Genomic DNA, 21,693 nt, shown 5'->3' on the forward strand with positions numbered 1-21,693 from the left:
GATTGATGGTGGACGAGAGAAACGGCGGAGGATGGGATGTCGGGTGTTACGCCCGTCGGGCCTGTTCCCATCCGGTCCGGGTGGCGGCGATGAACCGCCGTGCGGCGATGCTGGGGTCGGTGGCGGTGAGCACGCCGCTGGTCGATCCGGTGCCGTCGGCTCCGGCGACCATGATCATCTCGGCGATCTCCGGCGTGGCGACTCCGCCGGCATGCATGGCGAGGACGCCGGCGCCGGCACCACGGATCGCTGCCGTCGCGGCCGGGATCCAGTCGCGGGCGTGGACCCCGGAGCTGCCGATCAGCGATGCCGGCTCGAACAGGACGGCTGTCGGTTCGAGCGCGGCGATCTCGATCGCCGCCTGCTCGGTTCCGGCGCAGACGATGGTCTGCAGGCCGAGCTCGGCACAGCGTGCCAAGCTCGACGTGATCTCTTCGGGACGAAGCGGATTGCTGTCGTGGTTGAGCATCACACCCGCGGCACCGGCATCGGCCAGCGACTCCGCGGTCACTCGGAACATCGAGTCGCCGAGTCGCGCGACATCCATGCCCTGGGCAAACACCGATACACCGGTTCGGAGACCGTCGAGCGGCGCGACGAGTGCCGTCGGAACAGTCAGGACGACAGCGACACCGAGCTCTGCTCCGGCCCGGCCGGCGGCAGCGGCGATCGGTTCGATCTCGTGCCGACGCAGCAGATTCTTCGGCCCGATCTCGAAGAATGGGGCGGTGATCATGACTCGATCAGGGCACGGAGTCGCTCCGCCGTTGCCGGCAGCGTTGTCGCCGGGTCGCCCTCGGTCGAACACTCCAGGTTGACGTACCGGTCGTATCCGACCTCGCGGAGAGCAGCGAAGATCTCCGGCCAGTCCAGGTGACCGTGCCCGGGCAGCAGCCGGTTGCTGTCGCCGAGATGGACGTGGGCGATCCGATCACCGGCCCGGCGCAGTGCGGCGGGCAGGTCGGACTCCTCGATCGACATGTGGAACACGTCCGGGAGCAGTCCTGCCTGCGGATGGTCGACGGCGTCGATGATCACCAGGTTGTCGTCCACGAGGTTGAGGTAGCGGCTCTCGTAGCGGTTCAACGGCTCGAGCAGCACTCGGCCCTCGGATCCGGAGACGATCTCGAGCAGCTCCCGATAGAAGTCCAGGAACGCCGACCGTTGTTGATCATCCAGCGGCTGGTGCGGCTCGAAGAGCGGCAGCGGATCCTGCGGACCGTACTCGTACTCGATCTCGGTCACGGCCCCGATCTCGGCGCAGACCGCGGCAGCTTCGCGATACATGGCCCGGCACCGTTCCCGGAGGTCGTCGTCGGCGGTCATGGCCTGGCCGTACACCGCGTCGGTGAGCACGAACTCGACTGGCCGGACCCCGGTACGCGAGGTGAGCGCGGTGAGCTCCCGTCGGACGTCGGAATTCCAGTCCTGCAACGGATGGAACACGGCAATAGCGTCATACCCCCACTGCGCGAGCAGGATGGCCTTGTCGGTGAGCGTGTCTCCGGGAATCATCGGAGACGAGCAGGCGAGCAGCATCGGCGGTTGTCCTTTCTGATCTTGCTGTTGGCTCTCACGCCTCGAAGAGGCGGTGCAGGTAGTCCTCGAAACGTCGATAGCGGCCCTCCCGCTCGGCGGTCCGGTGTGCGGGATGCCGCACGATCGGCGGCCGGTGCAGCCGTGTGCCGTCGTCGATGCTGCCCAGCCGGCCGGCCGTGACGAGTGCGAGCACGGCGGCGCCGCGGCAGGTGGCCTCAGGTTCCTCGGGGACGACGACGTCGACACCGCAGACGTCGGCCTTGAGCGAACTCCAGAACGCCGACTCCGCCCCGCCACCGGTGGACACGATCTCCCGGATCGCGTCGGAGGCGAGGGCGTCGACGTTGCGGCGCAGCAGGTGAGCGATCCCTTCCTGTACGGCGAAGGCGAGATCGATGCGGTCGTGGCCCAGATCGAGATCGAGGAACGCGCCGCGAGCGTCGACGAAGTAGTCCGGCGGATTCACACCGGTGAGATAGGGCAGGAACAAGGGTGCCGACGTCGACGTGCGCCGTTGCAGCAGGCGTTCCAGTTCGTCGTAGCCGATCCCGGAGAGCGCCTCCCGGCGATACCACTCCAGAGCGATCCCGCCACAGTCCACGCCATTGAAGAGGACCAGGTCGTCGGCACCGATGCCGGGGTGGAACGACACCCTGTGCCCTGGGTCGAACGCCCAGTCCGTGGTCAGCAGTGACAGTGACAGCACGGTGCCGGCCGACTCACTGATCACGCCGGGCCGATACGAGCCGGTGCCGACCATGGCGCAGAAGTGATCGAGCGCACCGGCGTTCACCCGGTAGGAGGTGGCCGGTGGCAGCAGGTCGGCCACGGGGCTGGACACCGTGCCCAGATCGGAACCGGCCGCGACGACGTCGGGCAGCTTGGTCTCCGGTACGCCGAGAAGGTCCAGCATCCCTTGCCAGTAACGGCGCTTCGGCACATCGTAGAAGTAGCTGAACCCGCGGGTCGTGATCTCGGCGGCAGCCGTCCCGGTGAAACGTCGGATCAGGTCGTCCTTGATCATCAAGATCGAGGACGCCGCCTCCAGGCGGGCCGGATCGTGCCGCGCCAACCAGCGAAGTTTTGCCGCCGGCCAGGTCGCCGACGGAGCGGGTTCGCCGGTGATTGCGAACGCAGCGTCGATGCCGAAGTGTTCGCCGATCTCGGTCGCCTCGTCGGTCGCCCGGTCGTCCAGCCAGGACAGTCCCGGACCCATCGAGTGCCCCTGATGATCAACCAGGACAAGGGATTCGGCTTGGCCGGTCAGGGCGATGATCGCATGCTGCAGGTCGAGCGTGCCGGCATCGCGGTGGCACTGCCGGATCAGCTCGACCACGGAGCAGAAGAGTCGCTCGGCGGAGAATTCCACCCGATCGTCGGCACGGTCGTAGATCGCCGGCGTCGAGGCGATGGCCAGCCGCCGCAGCTGTTCGTCGAAGAGCACCACCTTGGTGTTCGTGGTGCCGACGTCGACGGCGTAGACGAGCACGTCAGTCGCCGAGGATCTGGAAGTGGACAGTGCGGGTCCGGGCCCGCACCGAGTCGAGATCCCCGAAATAGACCCGGCCGAACTCGCCCAGGACGACCGTCCCGTCGATCACCGGGACCGTCTCCGACCGACCGAGGATCGAGGAGATGATGTGGCCGTCGGTGTTCAGTCCCCACTGCGGCAGCTCGTCACGGAGTTCGCCGGCGTTGCGGATGTGGATCGGACCGGGATGCAGATACTGACCTTCGTGCCGGACCGGCGGCGCGATCTTGGCGAACACGTTCAGGGTGTCCTGCAGCAACAGCTGAGTCCCGTAGTAGGTCACGTCCTCCGACTCCTCCTGCAGGATCACGCAGCAACTGGTGTGTGCGGAGTAGGCGATCGCGATGCCGTTCTGCACTGCGCTGTCGGCGACGACCTGCTGCAAATCGGCGGTGACGTCGAAGAACTCCTGTCGAGCAGGCGTTTCGATCACCACCGATCGATGGCGGCTGGTGCTCATGCTTCCTCCTTCGGGCCACGGGCTCTTGCGCGGCTCATCCTGCCGACGGCGCCGGTGAGGTGGAAGCGAAGAATGGCGATGATGTGATAAGCACGGGTTATCAGAGAGGCTGGTAGCAGCTATGAACGGGACGCAATGAACAAGGACGTCAGCCTGAGCCTGCTGCGCTACTTCGAAGCGCTCGGCACCGAACTGAACTACCGACGCGCGGCCGAGAAGCTCTTCATCTCCCAGCCGGCACTGTCCGCAGCGATCCGCCAGTTGGAGCGGCGGGTCGGCGATCGACTGTTCGACCGGGACACCCACTCCGTCGCGTTGACTGCAGTCGGTCGGGAATGGCTGCCCTACGTGCGTTCGGCTCTGCGGGAGGTCGATGCAGCCATCGACGCGGTCGCCACTCTGGCCAACAACGCCCAGGTCCGGATCGGATACCTCACCGGGACCGGCGGGGATCTGCTCTTCGAGATGTTGGAGGGGCTGGATGATGATCTTGCCGAGATCTCCATCGAGACCACCGAGTACGACTTCGCCGATCCGACGGCGGGCCTGGCGGCAGGCAAGACCGACCTCGCCCTCCTGCGGCCACCGGTGGACGTGGATGATCTTGAAATGGTGATGGTGGCTGAGGAGTCCTGGATCGCCTGTCTGCCGCGGACGCATCGGTTGGCCGGGCGTGCTGAACTGACCGTGGAGGAGTTGCTCGACGAACCGATCGTGGTGGCGCCGCAGTCGGCCGGGCGATGGCGCGACTACTGGATGGCAGCGGACGCGAGGAACGGTAAACCGGCGAACATCGTCGCCGAGGCCGCGACGTACGAGGCTGAGACGACGTTGATCGCCCGCGGGGTGGGGATCAGCTTCACCACGTCGTCGTTGTCGCGGCTGTACGAACGTCCCGGTATCCGCTTCGTCCCGATCGTGGATCGTCCGGTCAGCTACACCGCCCTGGCCTGGCGATCCGGTCGGTTGTCGACGTCGGCACGTCTGCTCGTGCAGCACATGCTGAGCCGGATCCCCACCGTCCGCCAACCCCAGTGATAACGCTGGCTTATCAGCAGATAACAGCTCCGTCCTTCCGGTAGCCGTTGCGCTCCGGCTTTACTGCTGCACCAGGACCCAGGTCGTGGCCGCGGTCCGTCAGCGATCAAGGAGGAGCGCAACCATGTCCGAGCCGAAGAAGTCACCCGGCACCGATCTGGCGCCGCCGGTCCAACACGCGGGTGAGGACGAGGACGCCCGGCTGGAGGAATTCGGGTACAAGCAGAACTTGGATCGCTCCGTCGGCCGGATCGCCTCGTTCACCATCGGCTTCTCCACGATCAGCGCGACCACGGCGGTCTTCACCGGGTTCGGTGCCGGCTACCTGAACGCCGGACCGCCGTTCGTCTGGACGCTGTTCCTGGCCATCCCGGTGTTCCTGCTCTGGACCTTGATCGCCGCGGACGTCGCGGCCAAGATCCCGCTCGCCGGCTACGCCTATCAATGGACGAGTCGCCTGAACGGCTCCAGCTTCGGCTGGTTCACCGGATTCGCTGCGCTGATCGGCTGGGTCAGCGGGATGACCAGTCTCGGCTATGTCTTCGCCGGCTACCTCGGCAGCGTTTTCGGCTGGCGGCTCACCCAACCGCAGCAGATCTTCATCGCGATCGGCACCGTCATCGTCTGCGTGATCATCAACGCCTACCGGGTCCGGTTGGCGACCTTCATCAACAACATCGGCGTCGGTATCGAACTCGTCGTGACGATCGTCGTCACCGCGGTCGTCGCCGTGGTCGCGTTCGTGATCACCGGTGACGCGCAACCGCTGTCGTCGCTGTTCGTCGGCCACAGCCCGGACGAACAGACGCCGTACATCCTCGCCTGGCTTGCGGCATCGCTGGGTCCGTTCTTCGGCCTGGTCGGTGTCGAAGCGGTGGCCGACGTCGCCGAGGAGACCAAGCGGGCGCGCCGGGTCATCCCGCGGACGATGCTGTACGCCTTCGCCACCTCGTGCGTGATCGAGTTCTTCATGTATCTGGTGTACGTCTTGGCGATCAAGAACCCGGCCGCCCTGGCGAACACGTCGGCGCCGATCGAGGAGATCATCACCCAGCAGGTCGACCCGGTGTTCTCCCGCGTCGTGGTGGCTGCCGCACTGACCAACATCCTGGTCTGCCTGCTGTCCAATGTGCTGGTCGGGACCCGGCTGCTCTACTCGCTCTCTCGGGACAACATGATGCCGTTCTCCCGGGTGCTGCGGCACGTCTCGCCGGAGCGGAAGACACCCTCGACGGCAGTACTGACGCTCGGCGCGGTCTCGGTGCTGATGCTGCTCTCGGCACTGATCAGCCAGCAGGCGTTCAACTATTTCCTCGGCATCGCGACGTTGGCGTTCTTCACGACCTACGTGCTGCAGACGATCGGACTGCTGGTGGCGACGGCACGCCGGCGTATCCCGCAGGCCGAGCCCGGAACCTTCGATCTCGGTCGGGCCCGGACACCATTGCTGGTGATCAGCCTGGTCGTCTTCCTGATCGTCGAGGCTGCTCTGATCTTCCTGCCGGCGTTCGCCGGCAACGGATTCGTGTTCGCCGGAGTGGTCGCACTGGCCGCGCTGTGGTGGCTCCTGGTTCTTCGTCGGCGACTGGCGGTGGGACAGGCCGGTCCACGTTTCGCACAAGATCATCCCGACGAGGTCCAGCCGGTCGGCACGATCGGATCCACCGAACCTCGGGTCGGCACGGGTAGCGACTGATCAGAACGGCACCGACTGATCAGAACTGGAGCCGACTGATCAGAGCACCAGTAACTCGTGCGGTCGTTTGTTCAGTGCCTCGACGCCGGATGCGGTGACCGCGACGATGTCCTCGATCCGGGCACCCCAGGTGTCGGCGACGTAGATGCCCGGCTCGATGCTGAAGGTCATCCCCGGCTCGAGGACGGTCTGGTTCCTCTCGACGATGTAGGGATGTTCGTGCACCTCCAGGCCGATGCCGTGTCCGGTGCGGTGGATGAAGTTCTCACCGAAACCGGCCGCGGTGATGATGTCACGGGCGACCCGGTCCACCGACTCGGCGCTGATCCCCGGGCGCACGGCCTCGACCGCCGCCTGCTGCGCCTGCTGCAGCACGGCGTAGGCCTGGCCGACCGCCGGTGCGGGTGTCCCGAGTGCGTAGGTGCGTGTGGAATCCGAGCAGTAGCCGGACGGCATCGGCCCGCCGATGTCGACGACGACCAGGTCTCCGCGGGCAAGGACCCGATCCGAGGCGCTGTGATGCGGATTGGCGCCGTTCGGACCGGAGCCGACGATCACGAACTCTGCCGTCGCGTGTCCCTCCTCGACGATCGCGGCGGCGATGTCGGCGGCGACCTCACGCTCGGTACGACCCGGGCGCAACCAGTCGGCGACCCGGGCATGCACCCGATCGATGGCGGCGCCGGCCGCGCCCAGCTCGGCGAGCTCTGCGCTGTCCTTGCGCATCCGCAGGTCGGCGACTGCGGGACCGGCCAGGACCAGGTCGCCGGCGCCGGCATCCCGCAGCGCGAACGTGTGCAGTGCGGGCGTCAGGTCGGAGACCGCGATCGGGCCAGGGGGCAGATCCCGCAGCGCTAGCCGGAAGGGGTCGTCCTCGTCCCGCCAGATCCGTACCTCGATGCCGAGGGCGTCGAAGCGGTCTCGGCCGATGTCGGCGAACTCGAGGGCGGGCGAGACGAACGCGACGGGCAGCACGGCATCGGACGGGATCACCAGCGCGGTCAATCGTTCGTGTGAGTGCGTGCTCAGCCCGGTCAGGTAGCCCAGGTCCGGACCCGGCGTGATCATGACCGCCGAGAGGCCGCCCTTCCGGGCCCGCTCACGGACTTGATCGATCCGGCGCCGCAAGCCGGCGGGCGTCGATGCAGCAGAGGACATGACCGCAACCTATCGCCACCGGACCAGGCCATCAGCGGCGGATGAGCAAAGCAGCGGATACGTTTGCGTTGCCGATGGTCATCAACCTCTTCCTGCTGTTCGAGGCTTTCCGAGACCGTGAGCGTGGAATCAAAGTGGGGTAGCGGCCGGGCGGGCTCGACGTGTCGATTCCGCCGACGCCGTGGAAATGCCGACAGCCCCGGCCCGACGGGGCCGAGGCTGTAGCGCTGACTTTACTTGTCAGAAAGGATTGCTGCGGTGTCCGAGGGGGGACTTGAACCCCCAAGCCCCGTGAAGGGCACTAGCACCTCAAGCTAGCGCGTCTACCAATTCCGCCACCCGGACGAGGGTCGCCGCGTGCAGCGGCGGATGAACTATAGCAACGAGCTGCTGTGCTCCAAAGTCGGGCCGTCAACGATCCGGGAGTGATGCCGGAGGGGAGCGATCGAACGCCTCGAGCACGGGTAGCTGATGCATCTTCGGTCGGCCGGTCGTGCTGCGGGGTCGACGCCCAAAGGTTGTCGAAGCGGGTCAAGTGCGGATGTGACAGGAGGGTCGAAAGTTGACCGGTGGGGCGGATGGGATTACATCAGGCTGATCTGCGTGGGGATTCGGCAATGCCATTCAAGAATTTTTCTCAAGATCTACTCAGCGCGGCGTGAACTGTGCTTGGATTCTGATCTCCTGACGTCTCCCTTTTCCCCCGAAGGGTCATTCCATGCTTCGTCGTCTGGGCTTTCGCGCCTTTGCCGTCGCCGTTGTTGCCATTCTGCTGATTCCGATCAGCACCCTGGTGTCCCGAGCCGATCCATTGCCCGCCGATTACAGCGGCACAACCCACGGCGACGTGCTGGGGCTCGATGTGACTGCTGCGGGTCTCACGATCGGTGCGGCGCTGGGTCACTCCAGCACCGACGTCGCCAGTTCGGGCGACCCTCGGGCTCAGGCGGAGTCGGCGAATCTGGAGGCTGATGCCGTCGGAATCCCGATTGCGGTGTCGTCCGGGACGGCCGCCTCGGACAGCGGGACGGCCACCGACAACTACGACGTCGGGCTCGGACAGGTCGACGTACCGCCGCTCCTGGACACCGGCGTGATCACCGGAACGGGCGCGACGCGCTGGCCCGGAGAAGCGATGTGCGTACCGGACGGCAGCCCGATCGCCACCTCCACCACCAGCCTGGCGAGTGCCGCGCTGGGCATCACCGGGATCGACATCCTGGAACTCGGCGCCGCGTCGACGACCGGCGAGACCCACCTGGACAACGGGTCCGTCGTGTCCACCAGTTCCGGCGTTCTCGCAGACACATCGTTGATCAACGGCCTGGTGCAGCTGCACGTGCTCGATCAGCCGCGCATCACCGCGACCTCGGACGGCGCCACCGGGACGGCGACCGCCAACAACTACGCAGTCGCGGTCACCGTCGGCGGGACGACGACCACCCTGCGGGCCGGCGGAACGCTCCCGGTCGACCTGACGATCCCGCTGGTCGCCAACGTGCACCTCGACATCTCGGTCGGGTCGTTGCAGGATCTGTCGTCGGGAGCAACGGGATCGGCGAGTACGAGCTTCCTGCGGATCACCGGCAGCATCACCGCCCTCGGCGGCGTTTCGCTGGCCAGCCTGGACATCGGCCTGCTGCCGCTGAACGCCACCGCTACCGGTGCTCCGGACGGCGTCGAATGTGACCGGCTGGACGCCCCGACCATCACCGCGCCGGCCGACGGCGCCGAGACCGACGGTTCGCCGACGATCAGTGGCACCGGAGTTCCGGGCGCCACAGTGACCGTCGTCGAGGGCGCCGACGTGATCGGCACGGCGGTGGTCGGTGACGACGGGACCTGGTCACTGCAACCAGACTCTGCGTTGGCCGAGGGATCGCACACCATCTCTGCCACCCAGGCCACCGATACAGCAAGCTCCGACCCGTCGAACGCGGTCAACTTCACCGTGCTGGACACCACTCCACCGGGGCCACCGGTGATCACCGGCCCGCCGGACGGGAGCTCGACCAACGTCGCGACGCCGACGATCAGCGGAACGGCGGAGGCCGGCTCGGTGGTCACCGTCACGACCGACGACGGCACCGTGCTGGGAACCGCGGCCACCGATGCTGACGGCAACTGGAGCCTCGTTCCCGACGATCCGCTGGCCGACGGTGCCTACACGATCACGGCCACCGCAACCGATGACGCGAACAACACCTCCGAGGCATCGGACCCGGTGACCTTCACCGTCGACACGCAGCTGCCGGACGCACCGGAGATCACCGCACCCGCCGACGGGTCGACGATCGGTGACGCAACGCCGACGATCACCGGCTCCGGCGAACCCGGAGCGAATGTCGAGGTGTTGGTCGACGGCACGTCACTGGGCACCACGACCGTGAACGACGACGGCACCTGGAGCATCGACGTCACCGACGCCCTCGGCGAGGGCGGCCATGTGATCACCGCGACCCAGACCGACCCGGCAGGCAATCGCAGCGACCCGACGACCTCGTCGTTCGTTGTCGACACCGTCGCCCCGGCAACCCCGACCATCACCGCACCCGCCGACGGGTCGGTCACCGCCGATGACACCCCGGACATCTCCGGTACGGCAGAACCGGGATCCACGGTGACCGTGAGCTCCGACGACGGCACCGAGCTCGGCACGGCGACGGCCGACGACAACGGCATCTGGACCCTCACCCCGGATGCCTTGGCCGACGGCGACTACACGATCACCGCGGTCGCGACCGACAGCGCCGGCAACGACTCGCCGACCTCGGCTCCGAGCACCTTCACCGTCGACACCACAGCTCCGGACGCACCGGTGATCACGGCGCCCGCCGACGGCTCGACCAGCAACGACAGCACCCCGACGATCAGCGGAACCGGGGAGGCCGGCACCACGGTCGAGGTCACCGTCGACGGCGACGTGATCGGCACCACGACCGTCGACGAGGACGGCAACTGGAGTCTGCCGGTCCCGGCTCCGCTGGCCGACGGCGACCACACCGCCACCGCGACCCAGACCGATCCTGCCGGGAACACGTCCGGCGAGTCCGAACCGGTCGCGTTCACCATCGACACGACCGCACCGGACGCGCCGGTGATCACTACGCCGGCCGACGGCTCGGTGACCGGCGACAGCACCCCGACCATCAGCGGTACCGCAGAGCCTGGCGCGACGGTGACCGTGACCACCGCGGACGGCACCGAGCTCGGCACCGCAACCGCGGACGGCGGCGGAGACTGGAGCTTCGCAGCGGATGCCCTGGACGACGGGACCTACACCATCACCGCGACCGCGACCGACGAGGCCGGCAACGGCTCGGTCCCCTCGGAGCCGGTGACGTTCACCGTCGACACGACCGCACCGGAGGCGCCGGTGATCACCGGGCCCGCCGACGGATCGACGATCGCCGACAACACCCCGACCATCGTCGGCACCGGGGAGCCCGGCGCCACTGTCGAAGTGAGCATCGACGGTACGGTGATCGGCACCGCCGACGTCGGCGACGACGGCACCTGGTCGCTGGATCCGAGTGACGCGCTGGCCGACGGCGAGCACACCGTCACGGCGACCCAGACCGACCCGGCCGGCAACGTGTCCGGCGCGTCCGACCCGGTCGACTTCACCGTCGACACCACCGCGGCCGGGCCCCCGGTGATCACCGAGCCCGGCAACGGCGACGTCACCACCGATCCGACGCCGACCATCTCCGGCACCGGCGAGGTCGGCAGCACCGTGACCGTCGTCGACTCCGACGGCAACGAGCTGGGTACGGCCGAGGTCGGCGCCGACGGCAACTGGTCGCTGACCCCGGGCGCGCTGGCGGACGGCACGTACACGATCACCGCCACCCAGACCGACGAAGCGGGCAACGAATCCGCGGCCTCGGCCCCGGTGATCTTCACTGTCGACAGCACGGCGCCGGATGCCCCGGTGATCACCGCGCCCGCCGACGGCAGCACCACCAACGATCCGCTGCCCACCGTCACCGGCACCGGCGAGCCCGGTGCGACAGTGTCGGTCAGCGTCGACGGCACCGAGGTCGGCACCACGACCGTGAACGGCGACGGTAGCTGGACGCTTCCGCTCACCGACCCGTTGAGCGATGGTGATCATGAGATCACGGCGACCCAGACCGATCCGGCCGGCAACACCTCCGACCCGTCGGAACCCGTCACCATCACCGTCGACGCCACCGCACCCGAGGCGCCCGCGATCACCGGCCCGGAAGACGGTTCCACCCTGACCGACCCGACCCCGACGATCACCGGTACCGGGGAACCGGGGGCGACCGTCACGGTGATCATCGACGGACAGCCGGTCGGCACCGCCGATGTCGGTGACGACGGCAGCTGGTCCTTCGACGTACCCGCCGATTCTGCGTTGGACGACGGAACCCACGAGATCACCGCGACCCAGACCGATCCGGCCGGCAACAGCTCGCCGGTCTCCGATCCGGTCAGCGTCACGGTCGATGCCACCGCTCCGGAACCGCCGGTGATCACCGAACCGGTCGACGGCAGCGTGACCGGTGAGCAGACCCCGGACATCTCCGGTACGGCCGAGCCTGGTTCGACGGTGACCGTGATCATCGACGGCGACCCAGCAGGTACGACAACCGCGGACGACAACGGTAGCTGGACGTTCACTCCGACCGAGCCGCTCGCCGACGGTGATCACGAGATCACCGCGACGGCCACCGACCCGGCCGACAACACCTCCGACCCGTCCGATCCGGTGACCGTCACCGTCGACAGCACCGCACCGCAGGCGCCGGTGATCACCGGCCCGGCCGACGGTGCGGTCACCAACGCCGATCCGGTCGCCGTCACCGGTACCGGCGAGCCCGGCGCGATCGTCGAGATCACCGTCGACGGCGAGGTCGTCGGCAGCACCCAGGTCAACGACGACGGCAATTGGAGCTTCACCCCGTCCGAACCGTTGGGCGACGGCGAGCACACCATCGGCGCCACCCAGACCGATGCCGCCGGCAACACCTCACCCGCGGCCGATCCGGTGACCATCACCGTCGACACCACCGCACCGGCCGCGCCGGTGATCAGTTCACCGGCCGACGGCGCCGCCCTGAACGACGCCACGCCGACGATCACCGGTACCGGTGAACCCGGCGCGACGGTCGAGGTCTTCGTCGACGGCGCATCGATCGGGACCGTGATCGTCGGTGACGACGGCGGCTGGAGCATCACGGTGCCCGACGATCAGCCGCTGACCGGCGGTGATCACGTGATCACCGCGGGCCAGACCGACCCGGCGGGCAACGCATCCCCGGTATCCGACCCGGTCACCGTGACGATCGACTCCGATGTCGCGCCGCCCGGGATCGAATCACCGGCCGACGGATCGTCGACCAACGACTCCACGCCGGCGATCACCGGCATCGGCGAGCCGGGGGCGACGGTCACCGTGACCTCGGGCGACACCGTGCTCGGGACCGCGACCGTGGACGGCGACGGCAACTGGAGCCTCACCCCGGACGCGTTGGCCGATGGTACGTACACGATCACCGCAACCCAGACCGATGCCGCCCAGAACGCCTCCGAGGCATCGGATCCGGTGACGTTCACCGTCGACACCGCGGCGCCGGCGGCACCCGCCGTCACCTCACCCGTCGACGGTGCTGCCACCGACGACGCCACTCCGGTGATCACCGGCACCGGAGAGCCGGGCGCCACCGTCACCGTGATCATCGACGGCGACGATGTCGGTACGGCGGTGGTCGGCGAGGACGGCAGTTGGTCGGTCGAGCTGACCGATCCGCTGGCTGACGGTGATCACACCGCCAGCGCCACCCAGACCGACCCGGCCGGCAACACCTCCCCGGCATCGGAGCCGGTCGGTTTCACCGTCGACACCGCAGCCCCGGACGCTCCGGTGATCACCGGACCGGCCGACGGCGCGAAACTGGCGACGAGTACGCCGACGATCACCGGCACCGGCGAGCCCGGCGCGACGATCACCGTCACCGACGAGGACGGCGATCAGATCGGGACGGCTGTGGTCGGCGCGGACGGCACCTGGAGTCTGGTCAGCACCGAGTTGTTGGACGGTCCGCACGTGATCACCGCTACCGCGACCGATCCGGCCGGCAACGTCTCGGACGAATCCGAACCGGTCGGGTTCACCATCGACACCATCGCTCCGGGATCACCGGTGATCGACCAGCCGGCCGACGGCTCGACCACCGGCGACAACACCCCGGTGATCTCCGGCACAGGCACGCCGGGCTCGACCGTCACTGTGAGCGTCGACGGCAACCAACTCGGCACCGTCGAGGTGGATGACGACGGCAACTGGAGCGTCCGGGTGACCGATCCGCTCGCCGACGGTGAGCACATGATCACCGCGGTCCAGACGGACCAGGTCGGCAACAGATCCGATCCGACGACCGCCACGGTGACCGTCGACACCCAGGTCGATCCGCCGACCATCACCGGCCCGGTCGACGGCTCGACGATCGGTGACCGGACGCCGGTGGTGACCGGCACCGGCGAACCCGGTGCGATCGTCGAAGTCGAGGTGGACGGTACGAAGGTGGGAACGGTGGAGGTCGACGCGGACGGCTCCTGGTCGATCCCGATCACCGACGCTCTCGGCTACGGCGAGCACCGGGTCACCGCGATCCAGACCGATGCCGCCGGCAACGCCAGTGAGGCGGTCGAATCCGGGTTCACAGTGATCAACACCGAGCCGCCGGCACCGCCGGTGATCACCGAGCCCGCCGACGGCGGCCAACTGGATCCCGGCAATCCGGTGATCGGCGGCACCGGCGAACCGGGCGCGACCGTCCAGGTCAGTGTCAACGGTCGTCCGATCGGCAGCGCCGAGGTCGGCGTCGACGGCACCTGGTCGGTCGCGGTGCCGACCGATCTCGGCTGCGGTGATTACAGTGCTGTCGCTACGCAATCGGCCGTCCGGATGTCGGCCGCCACGACGTTGAGCACGCTGCTGGTCAGCTCGTCGGCCTCGGATCCGGTGCAGTTCGCCGTTCCGTGCTCGTCGCCCGGCGGCAACCAGCCGGGTGGCAATCAGCCCGGCGGCAATCTGCCCGGTGGCAATCAGCCTGGCGGCAACCAGCCCGTTGGCACCATGCCGGCAGGGAGCGGCGGGAACGGCGGTGGCCTTGCCAGTACCGGCAGCCCGGCGGGCATGCTCTGGATCAGCCTGCTCGGTGCAGTCGCGTTGCTCGGCGGGCTGGTCCTGATCCGCCGACGGCAGGCGCTGAAATGAGGTGCGGCCGGGACTGAACGGATCGGCGGCGACAGAATGGCGTTGTGACCGGATTCGACACCGCTGTGGAAGAGCGCTACTTCGAGGACTACCGGCCGGGCACGCAGGTCCGGCTCGGTGCGGAGCGGGTGACCGAGGCGGATGTGCTGCGGTTCGCCCGCGAGTTCGACCCACAGTCGATCCATGTCGACGTCGAGAGGGCGGCGGCCGGACCGTTCGGTGGCTTGATCGCATCGGGCTGGCACACGGCAGCGTTGATGATGCGGGTGTTCGCGACCTCGTTCCTGAACGAGGCCGCGAGCCTGGCATCTCCCGGGGTGGACGAGCTGCGCTGGCTGCGGCCGGTCCGGCCGGGGGACATCCTGTCGGCGCGGTTCACGGTGCTCGACGCCCGGCCGTCACGATCGAAACCCGACCGCGGCGTCGTCCGGACCCGGATCGAGATGATCAACGCCGACGACGAGCCGGTACTGACGATGATCGCGATGAACATCATCCGCCGCCGCACCCCCGGACCGGCTGAGGAGCAGGCCAGCCGATTCTCCGACGTCACCGAAGCCTGCCGGACCTTGATCACCGAGCGGTTCGCCGATGGTCAGGAGGCCGGGGCCGCGGCCATGTTGCTCGCGGACGGGACCATCCTGACCGGCACCGCGCCCGAGGTGCTGAACCCGTCGGTGGAGAGCTGCCACGAACTGGAGCCGTTCGCGGCAGCGTACCGATTGGGGCAACCGATCCTCGCCTCGATCTGTCTGCATCGCCGCGGGGACGGCAGCTTCGTCGTGCTCAGCCCGTGCGGGGTCTGCCGGGAACGGCTGGCGATCCACGGCCCGGACGTCCGGGTCGCCGTCACCATCCCGGACGACCCGACCGTCGTCAGCTGGGAACCGCTCAGCGCCGTCCTTCCGCACTACTGGATGACAGCCTTCGCCGACGATCTGCCGGACGGGTGGACCGGTACGGCCGGGGCGACGAGTTAGGCAAGGCTCAGTTTTCTGGAATCATTCCAAAGAAGCTTCTAGAATGGCGCCCATGACCCAGACGATGCCCACCGCGGACCACGGCCGGCCGTTCGACGGCGAGGACCGCTCGACGCATGCCGAGCCGCAGGGCAGCGGCATCAACCAGAAGCTGAACTGGCTGCGGGCCGGTGTGCTCGGCGCCAACGACGGCATCGTCTCCGTCGCCGGCATCGTGGTCGGTGTGGCCGGCGCCTCGGTCGGCCGCGGCGCCATCGGCCTGGCCGGTCTGGCCGGACTGGTGGCCGGCGCGCTGTCGATGGCTGCCGGTGAATACGTCTCGGTCAGCACGCAGCGCGACACCGAACGGGCGCTGATCGAGAAGGAGAAGCGCGAGCTGGCCGAGATGCCGGAGGAGGAGTTGGACGAGCTCGCCGGCATCTACCGGGACAAGGGGCTGTCCGAGCCGCTGGCCCGCCAGGTCGCCGAAGAGCTGACCGCCAAGGATGCGCTCGGTGCCCATCTGGACGCCGAGCTCAAGATCGACGCCGACGACCTGTCCAATCCCCTCACGGCGGCCCTCGCGTCGGCGCTGAGTTTCACCGTCGGCGCATTGCTGCCGCTGCTGATGATCGTCCTCACCCCGGAGCTGGTACGCATCCCGCTGACCTTCGCCGCGGTGGTGATCGCGCTGGCGTGCACGGGTCTGGTGAGTGCCCGCCTCGGTGGGGCGCCGGCTCGGCGAGCCATCCTACGCAACGTCCTCGGCGGGGCGGTCGCGATGACGGTCACCTACATCATCGGACGACTGGTCGGCACCCTCTGATCGGGTCGAACCTGAGGGCGATGACAGAATCGGGGCATGACCGTACCCTCCCAGCCGGCCGTTGAACAGCAGTACGCACCCGACGCCGAGGTCGTCGACATCTGTCGCGACCTGATCCGGATCGACACGTCCAACTACGGTCCTGAGCCGGGACCGGGGGAGCGGGACGCCGCCGAACGAGTGGCCGGCCTACTGGACGAGGTCGGCATCGCCAGCGAGCTGTACGAGTCCGCGCCGCGGCGGACCAGCCTGGTGGCCAACTGGGAACCCGACGGCGTCGATCGCGATGCGCCGCCGCTGCTGATCCACGCCCACCTGGACGTCGTCCCCGCCAACGCCGCCGACTGGCAGGTCGATCCGTTCGCCGGCGAGGTGACCGACGGCTGTGTCTGGGGACGCGGGGCGGTCGACATGAAGGACTTCGACGCGATGGTGTTGAGCGTCGTCCGTGCTCGGGCCCGAGCCGGCGTCGCGCCGCGGCGGCCGATCCGGCTGGTGTTCACCGCCGACGAAGAGGCCGGCGGTTCGCTGGGATCGCAGTGGCTCGTTGATCAACATCCGGAGTTGATCAAGGACTGCACCGAGGCGATCGGCGAGGTCGGCGGCTTCTCGCTGACGATCAAGGATGATCTTCGGCTGTACCTGATCCAGACCGCCGAGAAGGGCATGAACTGGCTCAAGCTGATCGCCGACGGCACCGCCGGCCACGGCTCGATGCGCAATGACGACAACGCCGTCACCGAGCTGGCCGGCGCGGTGTCGCGAATCGGCAGCTACAAGTGGCCGGACCGGATCACTCCGGCCCAGCAGGCCTTCCTGGATGCGATCTCCGAGGCGCTGGAGATCGAACTCGATCCGGACACCGTCGAGGAGACCCTGGCCAAGCTGGGCAGCATCTCCCGGATGATCGGCGCCACCATGTCCAACACCGCCAACCCGACCATGATCGCTGGCGGCTACAAGCACAATGTCATCCCCGGGCAGGCGACGGCGGCGATCGACGGCCGAACGGTGCCGGGTGGCCGGGAGGAGTTCCTGGAGACGATCACCGAACTGATCGGGCCGAAGGTCCGCTACGAACACGCCGTCGACCTGCCGTCGGTGGAGACCGAGTTCGCCGGTGCGCTGACCGAGGCGATGCAGGCCAGCCTGCTGACCGAGGATCCGGGAGCGCGGGCGGTGCCGTACCTGCTCAGCGCCGGCACCGACGCCAAGGCCTGGGACCGGCTCGGTGTCCGCTGCTACGGATTCGCGCCGCTGCGGCTGCCAGCCGACCTCGATTTCGTCGGCATGTTCCACGGCATCGACGAGCGGGTGCCGACCGATTCGCTGGAATTCGGCGCCCGGGTTCTGGACAAGTTCCTCGCGATCGCTTGATCTCGGTACTAGCCTGAAGCGGCAATGAAACAGCCCGTTGAGTACCAGGTCGAGCGAGTCCGGTTGGGCCGCCATCTCTCCCGTGGTGCTGTCCGCAGACTGCTCACCGACCAGGCCGAGTACGGCGGCTGGGAGCTGACCCGACTGCGCCGCTACCGCGACGGCACCCGCGAGGTGTGGATCCGCCGCAAGATCATCAAGGTGCGATCCACCCTCGACCCCGACCTCGACCGCCTACTCGGCTCCTGAACCCACCCGCCCCTCACCGCTGACCCGTCAGTTTCTCCCCGACACGCCCGGCGTGTCGGGGAGAAACTGACGGGTCAGCGGTGAGGGGCGGGGACGGTATAGGGCTGGCCCGGTTCGGGCGGTCCGGGTAGGTTCAGCGAACATGCAGACCCCCGACGCCGCAGTCTCCGGTGATGATCAGCAACCTCCGCGGCTGAGTCGGCGCACGGTGCTGGCCGGCAGTGGCGCACTGGCCACCGGACTGGTCGTGCTGCCGAGCCGGAGCACCATCCCGGCAGTTGCCGACCCAGCCGAGTTCGGCACCCTGCGCGGCACCTGGACCGACCTCTTCCTCGGCAGCGGCTTCGATCCGGACGCGGAGCCGTTCGCCGGCAAACTCCGAGCGGTCGGCGAGACCGCCCGGCGCTATCTGGACGGTCTCGCCCCGGCAGCGGGCTCGCTCTGGCCGGACCTGAACTACCACGACCCGGACCCGGACACCGACACCGATTCGTTCAACTACTCGGCCCGGATGAATACCACGATCACCCGGTTGCGGCAGATCGCCGAGGCGGTCCGCCAGCCGGGGACCGGGCTGACCGGAGACAGCACCGCGACCCAGGCGGTGATCGACGGACTCGACCAGCTCAACACCGAGGTGTACGCCGACGGCCTGGCCCGGTTCGGGAACTGGTGGAACTTCCAGATCGGCGGCGCCCAGGACCTCATGACGACGGCGATCCTGATCTTCGACGAACTGACCACCGAACAACGCAGCCGGTACGCCGCCGCGGTCGACTACTACGTTCCGGACTCGACCTTTGACCATTACACCGGCACCAGCACCGGCGCCAACCGGGTGGACCTGTGCCTGAGCGTGATCCTGCGCAGCCTGCTGGCCGACAACGCCGATCGGCTGACGCTGGCCCGGGACGCGCTGTCGCCGGTCTTTCCCTACGTCACCACCGGGGACGGCTACTACGCCGACGGATCATTCATCCAGCACAGCAAGATCCCCTATATCGGTGGCTACGGCGCCGTCCTGGTCAGCGGGCTCGGACGGCTCTTCGCCCTGTTGCGGGGTAGCAGCTTCGAGATCACCGACCCGAATCGATCACTCTTCCTGGACACCATCGACAATGCGTTGGCACCGTTCATCTACAACGGTCTGATGATGGACTGCGTCTCCGGGCGAGGCATCACCCGCCAAACCAGCAGTGATCACGCCAAGGGGCACTCGGTGCTGCCGTCGATCGCATTGATCGCCAAGGGCGCAGACGCCGAGCAGGCCCGGCGCTGGCGCGGAATGATCAAGGGGTGGGCCCAGCGGGACGACTACGACGAGGCGGTCGGAGCCGGTCTGAGCCTGGTCGGACTGGCCGACATGTTGCAGGTGATCAACGACGACTCCGTCGACCCGCGGGATGAACCCGTCGAGCACCGGGTCTTCGCCCAGATGGACCGAGCGACCCACCGCCGACCCGGCTGGGCCGCAGCGATCTCCGCGGCCTCGGAACGGATCGCCTACTACGAGACCGGCAACCACGAGAACAAGCGTGGCTGGCACACCGGATCTGGCTGGTTGCAGTGGTGGACCGCCGATGATCTCGGGCAGTACTCCGATGCCTATTGGCCGACCGTCGATCCCTATCGGCTGCCTGGCACCACGGTGTCCACCAAACGCCTCGCCGACGAGGCCGGCGGCCCGTGGACCAATCCGACACCCGACGCGGCCTGGGTCGGCGGCACCGGTGACGGCACGTTCGGCGCCTTCGGCCAGCACCTGATCGGCTTCCAGAGCACCTTGAAGGCAAGGAAATCCTGGTTCTGCCTGGATGACGCGATCGTCTGCCTGGGCGCCGGCATCGGCTCGCGTGACGCCGAGCCCGCCGAGACGATCATCGACAATCGGGCACTCGGCGAGCAGGGCACAGCAGACCTGCTCGTCGACGGAGTCCGACAGCCCGGAACCCAGGGCTGGACGAAGACCTTCGACCACCCGGGCTGGGCCCACCTGGACGGTCACGCCGGCTACGTGTTCCTGCAGCCGACCGTATTGACCGCGCTCCGCGATGAACGGACCGGGACCTGGCACGACATCAACGACGGTGGCAGCACCGATCCGATCACCCGTCGCTACCTCACCCTGACCACCGATCACGGCGTCGAACCCGACGATGCCGGGTACGGCTACCTGCTACTTCCGGGGGCGAGCCGGACACAGACCGAGGCCTACGCCCGTGAGCTGCGCAGCAAGGTCCGCGTATTGGCCAATTCCGCTGCCCAGCAAGGGATCTCGATGCCGACCGGCAAGGTGACGGCGATCAACTTCTGGCAGGCCGGACAGCTGGGTGACCTGGCGATGTCCGCTCCGGCCTCGGTGCTGATCAGCGAGGAGCGAGGCAGGGCTGCCATCTGCGTGGCCGATCCGGGTCGGCAGCTGACCTCGGCCGTCCTGATCTGGAAACGCAAGGTCAGCCGGGTCATCTCAGCGCCCGACACCGTGACCGCGACCCGTACCGGCAACGAACTGGCGGTGACCTTCGGCAGCCTCACCGGGCAGGCCGGCAGCACCCAGCGGATCGTGGTCGAGCTCGGCTAGCGCAACGGGCTGGTCGGCCGGGCGGCCATCCGGCCGCCGGACACGTCGTCCAAGGCGGTCGCGATCTCCGTCGGCAACGCCTTGCCCTCGACGGCCAGGGCGTCCTTCAACTGGGCTGATGACCGGGCACCGAGCAGCGGGGCAGTGATCCCGGGCGCGTCACGCACCCAGAGCAGGGCCACCTGCAACGGATCCAGGTCCAGCCCGTCGGCTGCCTTGGCGACCGCTTCGACGATCGCCCGGGAACGGGTCTGCAGATACGGTTCGGTGAACCAGGAGAAGTGATCACTGGCCGCGCGGGAGTCGCGGGGGATCCCGGTCCGGTACTTGCCGGTCAACACACCCCGGCCCAGCGGCGACCAGGGAAAGATGCCGAGCCCCAGTTCGCGGGCCGCCGGCAGTACTTCCACCTCGGCCCGGCGGGCCAGCAGCGAGTATTCGACCTGGGTGCTGGTGATCGCCGCGCGTCCCGGCACCGCCTGCTGCCAGGTCGCCGCCTGGGCGGTCTGCCAGCCGACGAAATTGGAGATGCCCACGTAGCGGGCCTTGCCGCTGGTCACCGCGTGGTCGAGTGCGGACAGCGTCTCGTCCAACGGGGCCGCGCCCCAGGCGTGCACCTGCCAGATGTCGACCCGGTCGGTGTCCAGCCGGCGCAGCGAACCTTCCAGGTCCTGCAACAGCGCCCGCCGGGAGGTGTCGGTGATCCGTTTGCCGTTGCGGATCGCGAACCCGGCCTTGGTAGCGATCACCAGGTCGTCGCGGTCGACCACATCGCGGGTCAGCTTGCCGATCAGCCGCTCGGCGTCACCGGCTGCGTACGCGGCCGCGGTGTCGATCAGGTTGCCACCGGCGGCACAGAAATCGGTCAACAGGTCTCGGGCGTCCTCGGCGCTGGTGTCCCGGGCCCAGGTCAGGGTGCCCAGCCCCAGTCGGGACACCTCCAGTCCGCTGCTGCCGACACGCCGGGTCTCCATGGGAGACGACCCTAACGCCTGCCGGTCCCGATCTCCGCGTTGGACGACCCCAAGGA

At 68.2% G+C, this 21,693-nt stretch carries 14 protein-coding genes and 1 tRNA gene; 8 read left to right on the forward strand and 7 right to left on the reverse strand.

All coding sequences use genetic code 11. The annotated features are described in order from the left end of the window. Positions 1–46: 46 nt before the first annotated feature. Genes BLU38_RS21145 through BLU38_RS21160 form a run of 4 tightly spaced genes read right to left on the reverse strand, consistent with a single transcriptional unit; the run spans position 47 to position 3,530 of the window. A complete protein-coding gene (locus BLU38_RS21145) occupies positions 47–736 on the reverse strand; it encodes a triose-phosphate isomerase (protein ID WP_091527388.1) in 690 nt (229 codons plus the stop codon). Beyond that, a complete protein-coding gene (locus BLU38_RS21150) occupies positions 733–1,539 on the reverse strand; it encodes a sugar phosphate isomerase/epimerase family protein (RefSeq protein ID WP_091527389.1) in 807 nt (268 codons plus the stop codon). Before BLU38_RS21150 ends, BLU38_RS21145 begins: the two co-directional genes overlap by 4 nt. 34 nt (positions 1,540–1,573) lie before the next feature. Next, the gene (locus BLU38_RS21155) at positions 1,574–3,028 is read right to left on the reverse strand and encodes an FGGY-family carbohydrate kinase (protein ID WP_091527390.1); all 1,455 of its coding nucleotides are present in this window, start codon (positions 3,026–3,028) and stop codon (positions 1,574–1,576) included. 1 nt (position 3,029) lies between these two features. Then, on the reverse strand, positions 3,030–3,530 hold the full coding sequence (locus tag BLU38_RS21160) for a YjbQ family protein (protein WP_091527391.1): 501 nt from the start codon (positions 3,528–3,530) through the stop codon (positions 3,030–3,032). A gap of 135 nt (positions 3,531–3,665) precedes the next feature. Here BLU38_RS21160 and BLU38_RS21165 point away from each other — a divergent pair, with 135 nt between their 5' ends. Together BLU38_RS21165 and BLU38_RS21170 are read left to right on the forward strand one after the other, a co-directional pair. After that, entirely contained in the window at positions 3,666–4,568 is a 903-nt protein-coding gene (locus BLU38_RS21165; RefSeq protein WP_091527392.1) for a LysR family transcriptional regulator, read from the forward strand. A 124-nt stretch (positions 4,569–4,692) separates the two neighbouring features. After that, positions 4,693–6,264, forward strand: a complete 1,572-nt coding sequence (locus BLU38_RS21170) for an APC family permease (RefSeq protein WP_091527393.1) — start codon at positions 4,693–4,695, stop codon at positions 6,262–6,264. 39 nt (positions 6,265–6,303) lie between these two features. On the opposite strand, the gene BLU38_RS21175 is transcribed toward BLU38_RS21170, so the two are convergent. Both BLU38_RS21175 and BLU38_RS21180 read right to left on the reverse strand, forming a co-directional pair. Then, a complete protein-coding gene (locus BLU38_RS21175) occupies positions 6,304–7,422 on the reverse strand; it encodes a M24 family metallopeptidase (protein ID WP_091527394.1) in 1,119 nt (372 codons plus the stop codon). Positions 7,423–7,681: 259 nt separating this feature from the next. Further along, positions 7,682–7,767: transfer RNA gene (locus BLU38_RS21180), tRNA-Leu, on the reverse strand. Between the two features lie 373 nt (positions 7,768–8,140). Between BLU38_RS21180 and BLU38_RS21185 the strand changes: the two genes are divergently transcribed. The 6 genes from BLU38_RS21185 to BLU38_RS21210 all read left to right on the forward strand — a co-directional run bounded on the left by BLU38_RS21185 (position 8,141) and on the right by BLU38_RS21210 (position 20,663). Further along, positions 8,141–14,671 carry an Ig-like domain-containing protein gene (locus BLU38_RS21185; RefSeq protein ID WP_091527395.1) on the forward strand — a complete coding sequence of 2,177 codons (6,531 nt, stop codon included), beginning with the start codon at positions 8,141–8,143 and terminating at the stop codon, positions 14,669–14,671. 44 nt (positions 14,672–14,715) lie between these two features. Beyond that, positions 14,716–15,651 (forward strand): cytidine deaminase, encoded by a 936-nt coding sequence (locus tag BLU38_RS31830; RefSeq protein WP_231919966.1) that lies wholly within the window; start codon positions 14,716–14,718, stop codon positions 15,649–15,651. Between the two features lie 43 nt (positions 15,652–15,694). After that, entirely contained in the window at positions 15,695–16,456 is a 762-nt protein-coding gene (locus BLU38_RS21195; protein ID WP_407939616.1) for a VIT1/CCC1 transporter family protein, read from the forward strand. A gap of 36 nt (positions 16,457–16,492) precedes the next feature. After that, entirely contained in the window at positions 16,493–17,833 is a 1,341-nt protein-coding gene (locus BLU38_RS21200; RefSeq protein WP_091527396.1) for a M20/M25/M40 family metallo-hydrolase, read from the forward strand. Positions 17,834–17,857: 24 nt separating this feature from the next. Beyond that, positions 17,858–18,082: a DUF5703 family protein gene (locus BLU38_RS21205; RefSeq protein ID WP_091527397.1), complete on the forward strand. Its 225-nt coding sequence runs from the start codon at positions 17,858–17,860 to the stop codon at positions 18,080–18,082. Positions 18,083–18,224: 142 nt separating this feature from the next. Continuing rightward, a complete protein-coding gene (locus BLU38_RS21210; protein WP_091527398.1) occupies positions 18,225–20,663 on the forward strand; it encodes a polysaccharide lyase 8 family protein in 2,439 nt (812 codons plus the stop codon). On the opposite strand, the gene BLU38_RS21215 is transcribed toward BLU38_RS21210, so the two are convergent. Beyond that, positions 20,660–21,637, reverse strand: a complete 978-nt coding sequence (locus tag BLU38_RS21215; protein WP_091527399.1) for an aldo/keto reductase — start codon at positions 21,635–21,637, stop codon at positions 20,660–20,662. The two genes, BLU38_RS21210 and BLU38_RS21215, sit on opposite strands and share 4 nt — an antisense overlap. Positions 21,638–21,693 lie beyond the last annotated feature (56 nt).

The organism is Microlunatus soli (assembly GCF_900105385.1).
In the GTDB taxonomy this organism is placed as follows: domain Bacteria; phylum Actinomycetota; class Actinomycetes; order Propionibacteriales; family Propionibacteriaceae; genus Microlunatus; species Microlunatus soli.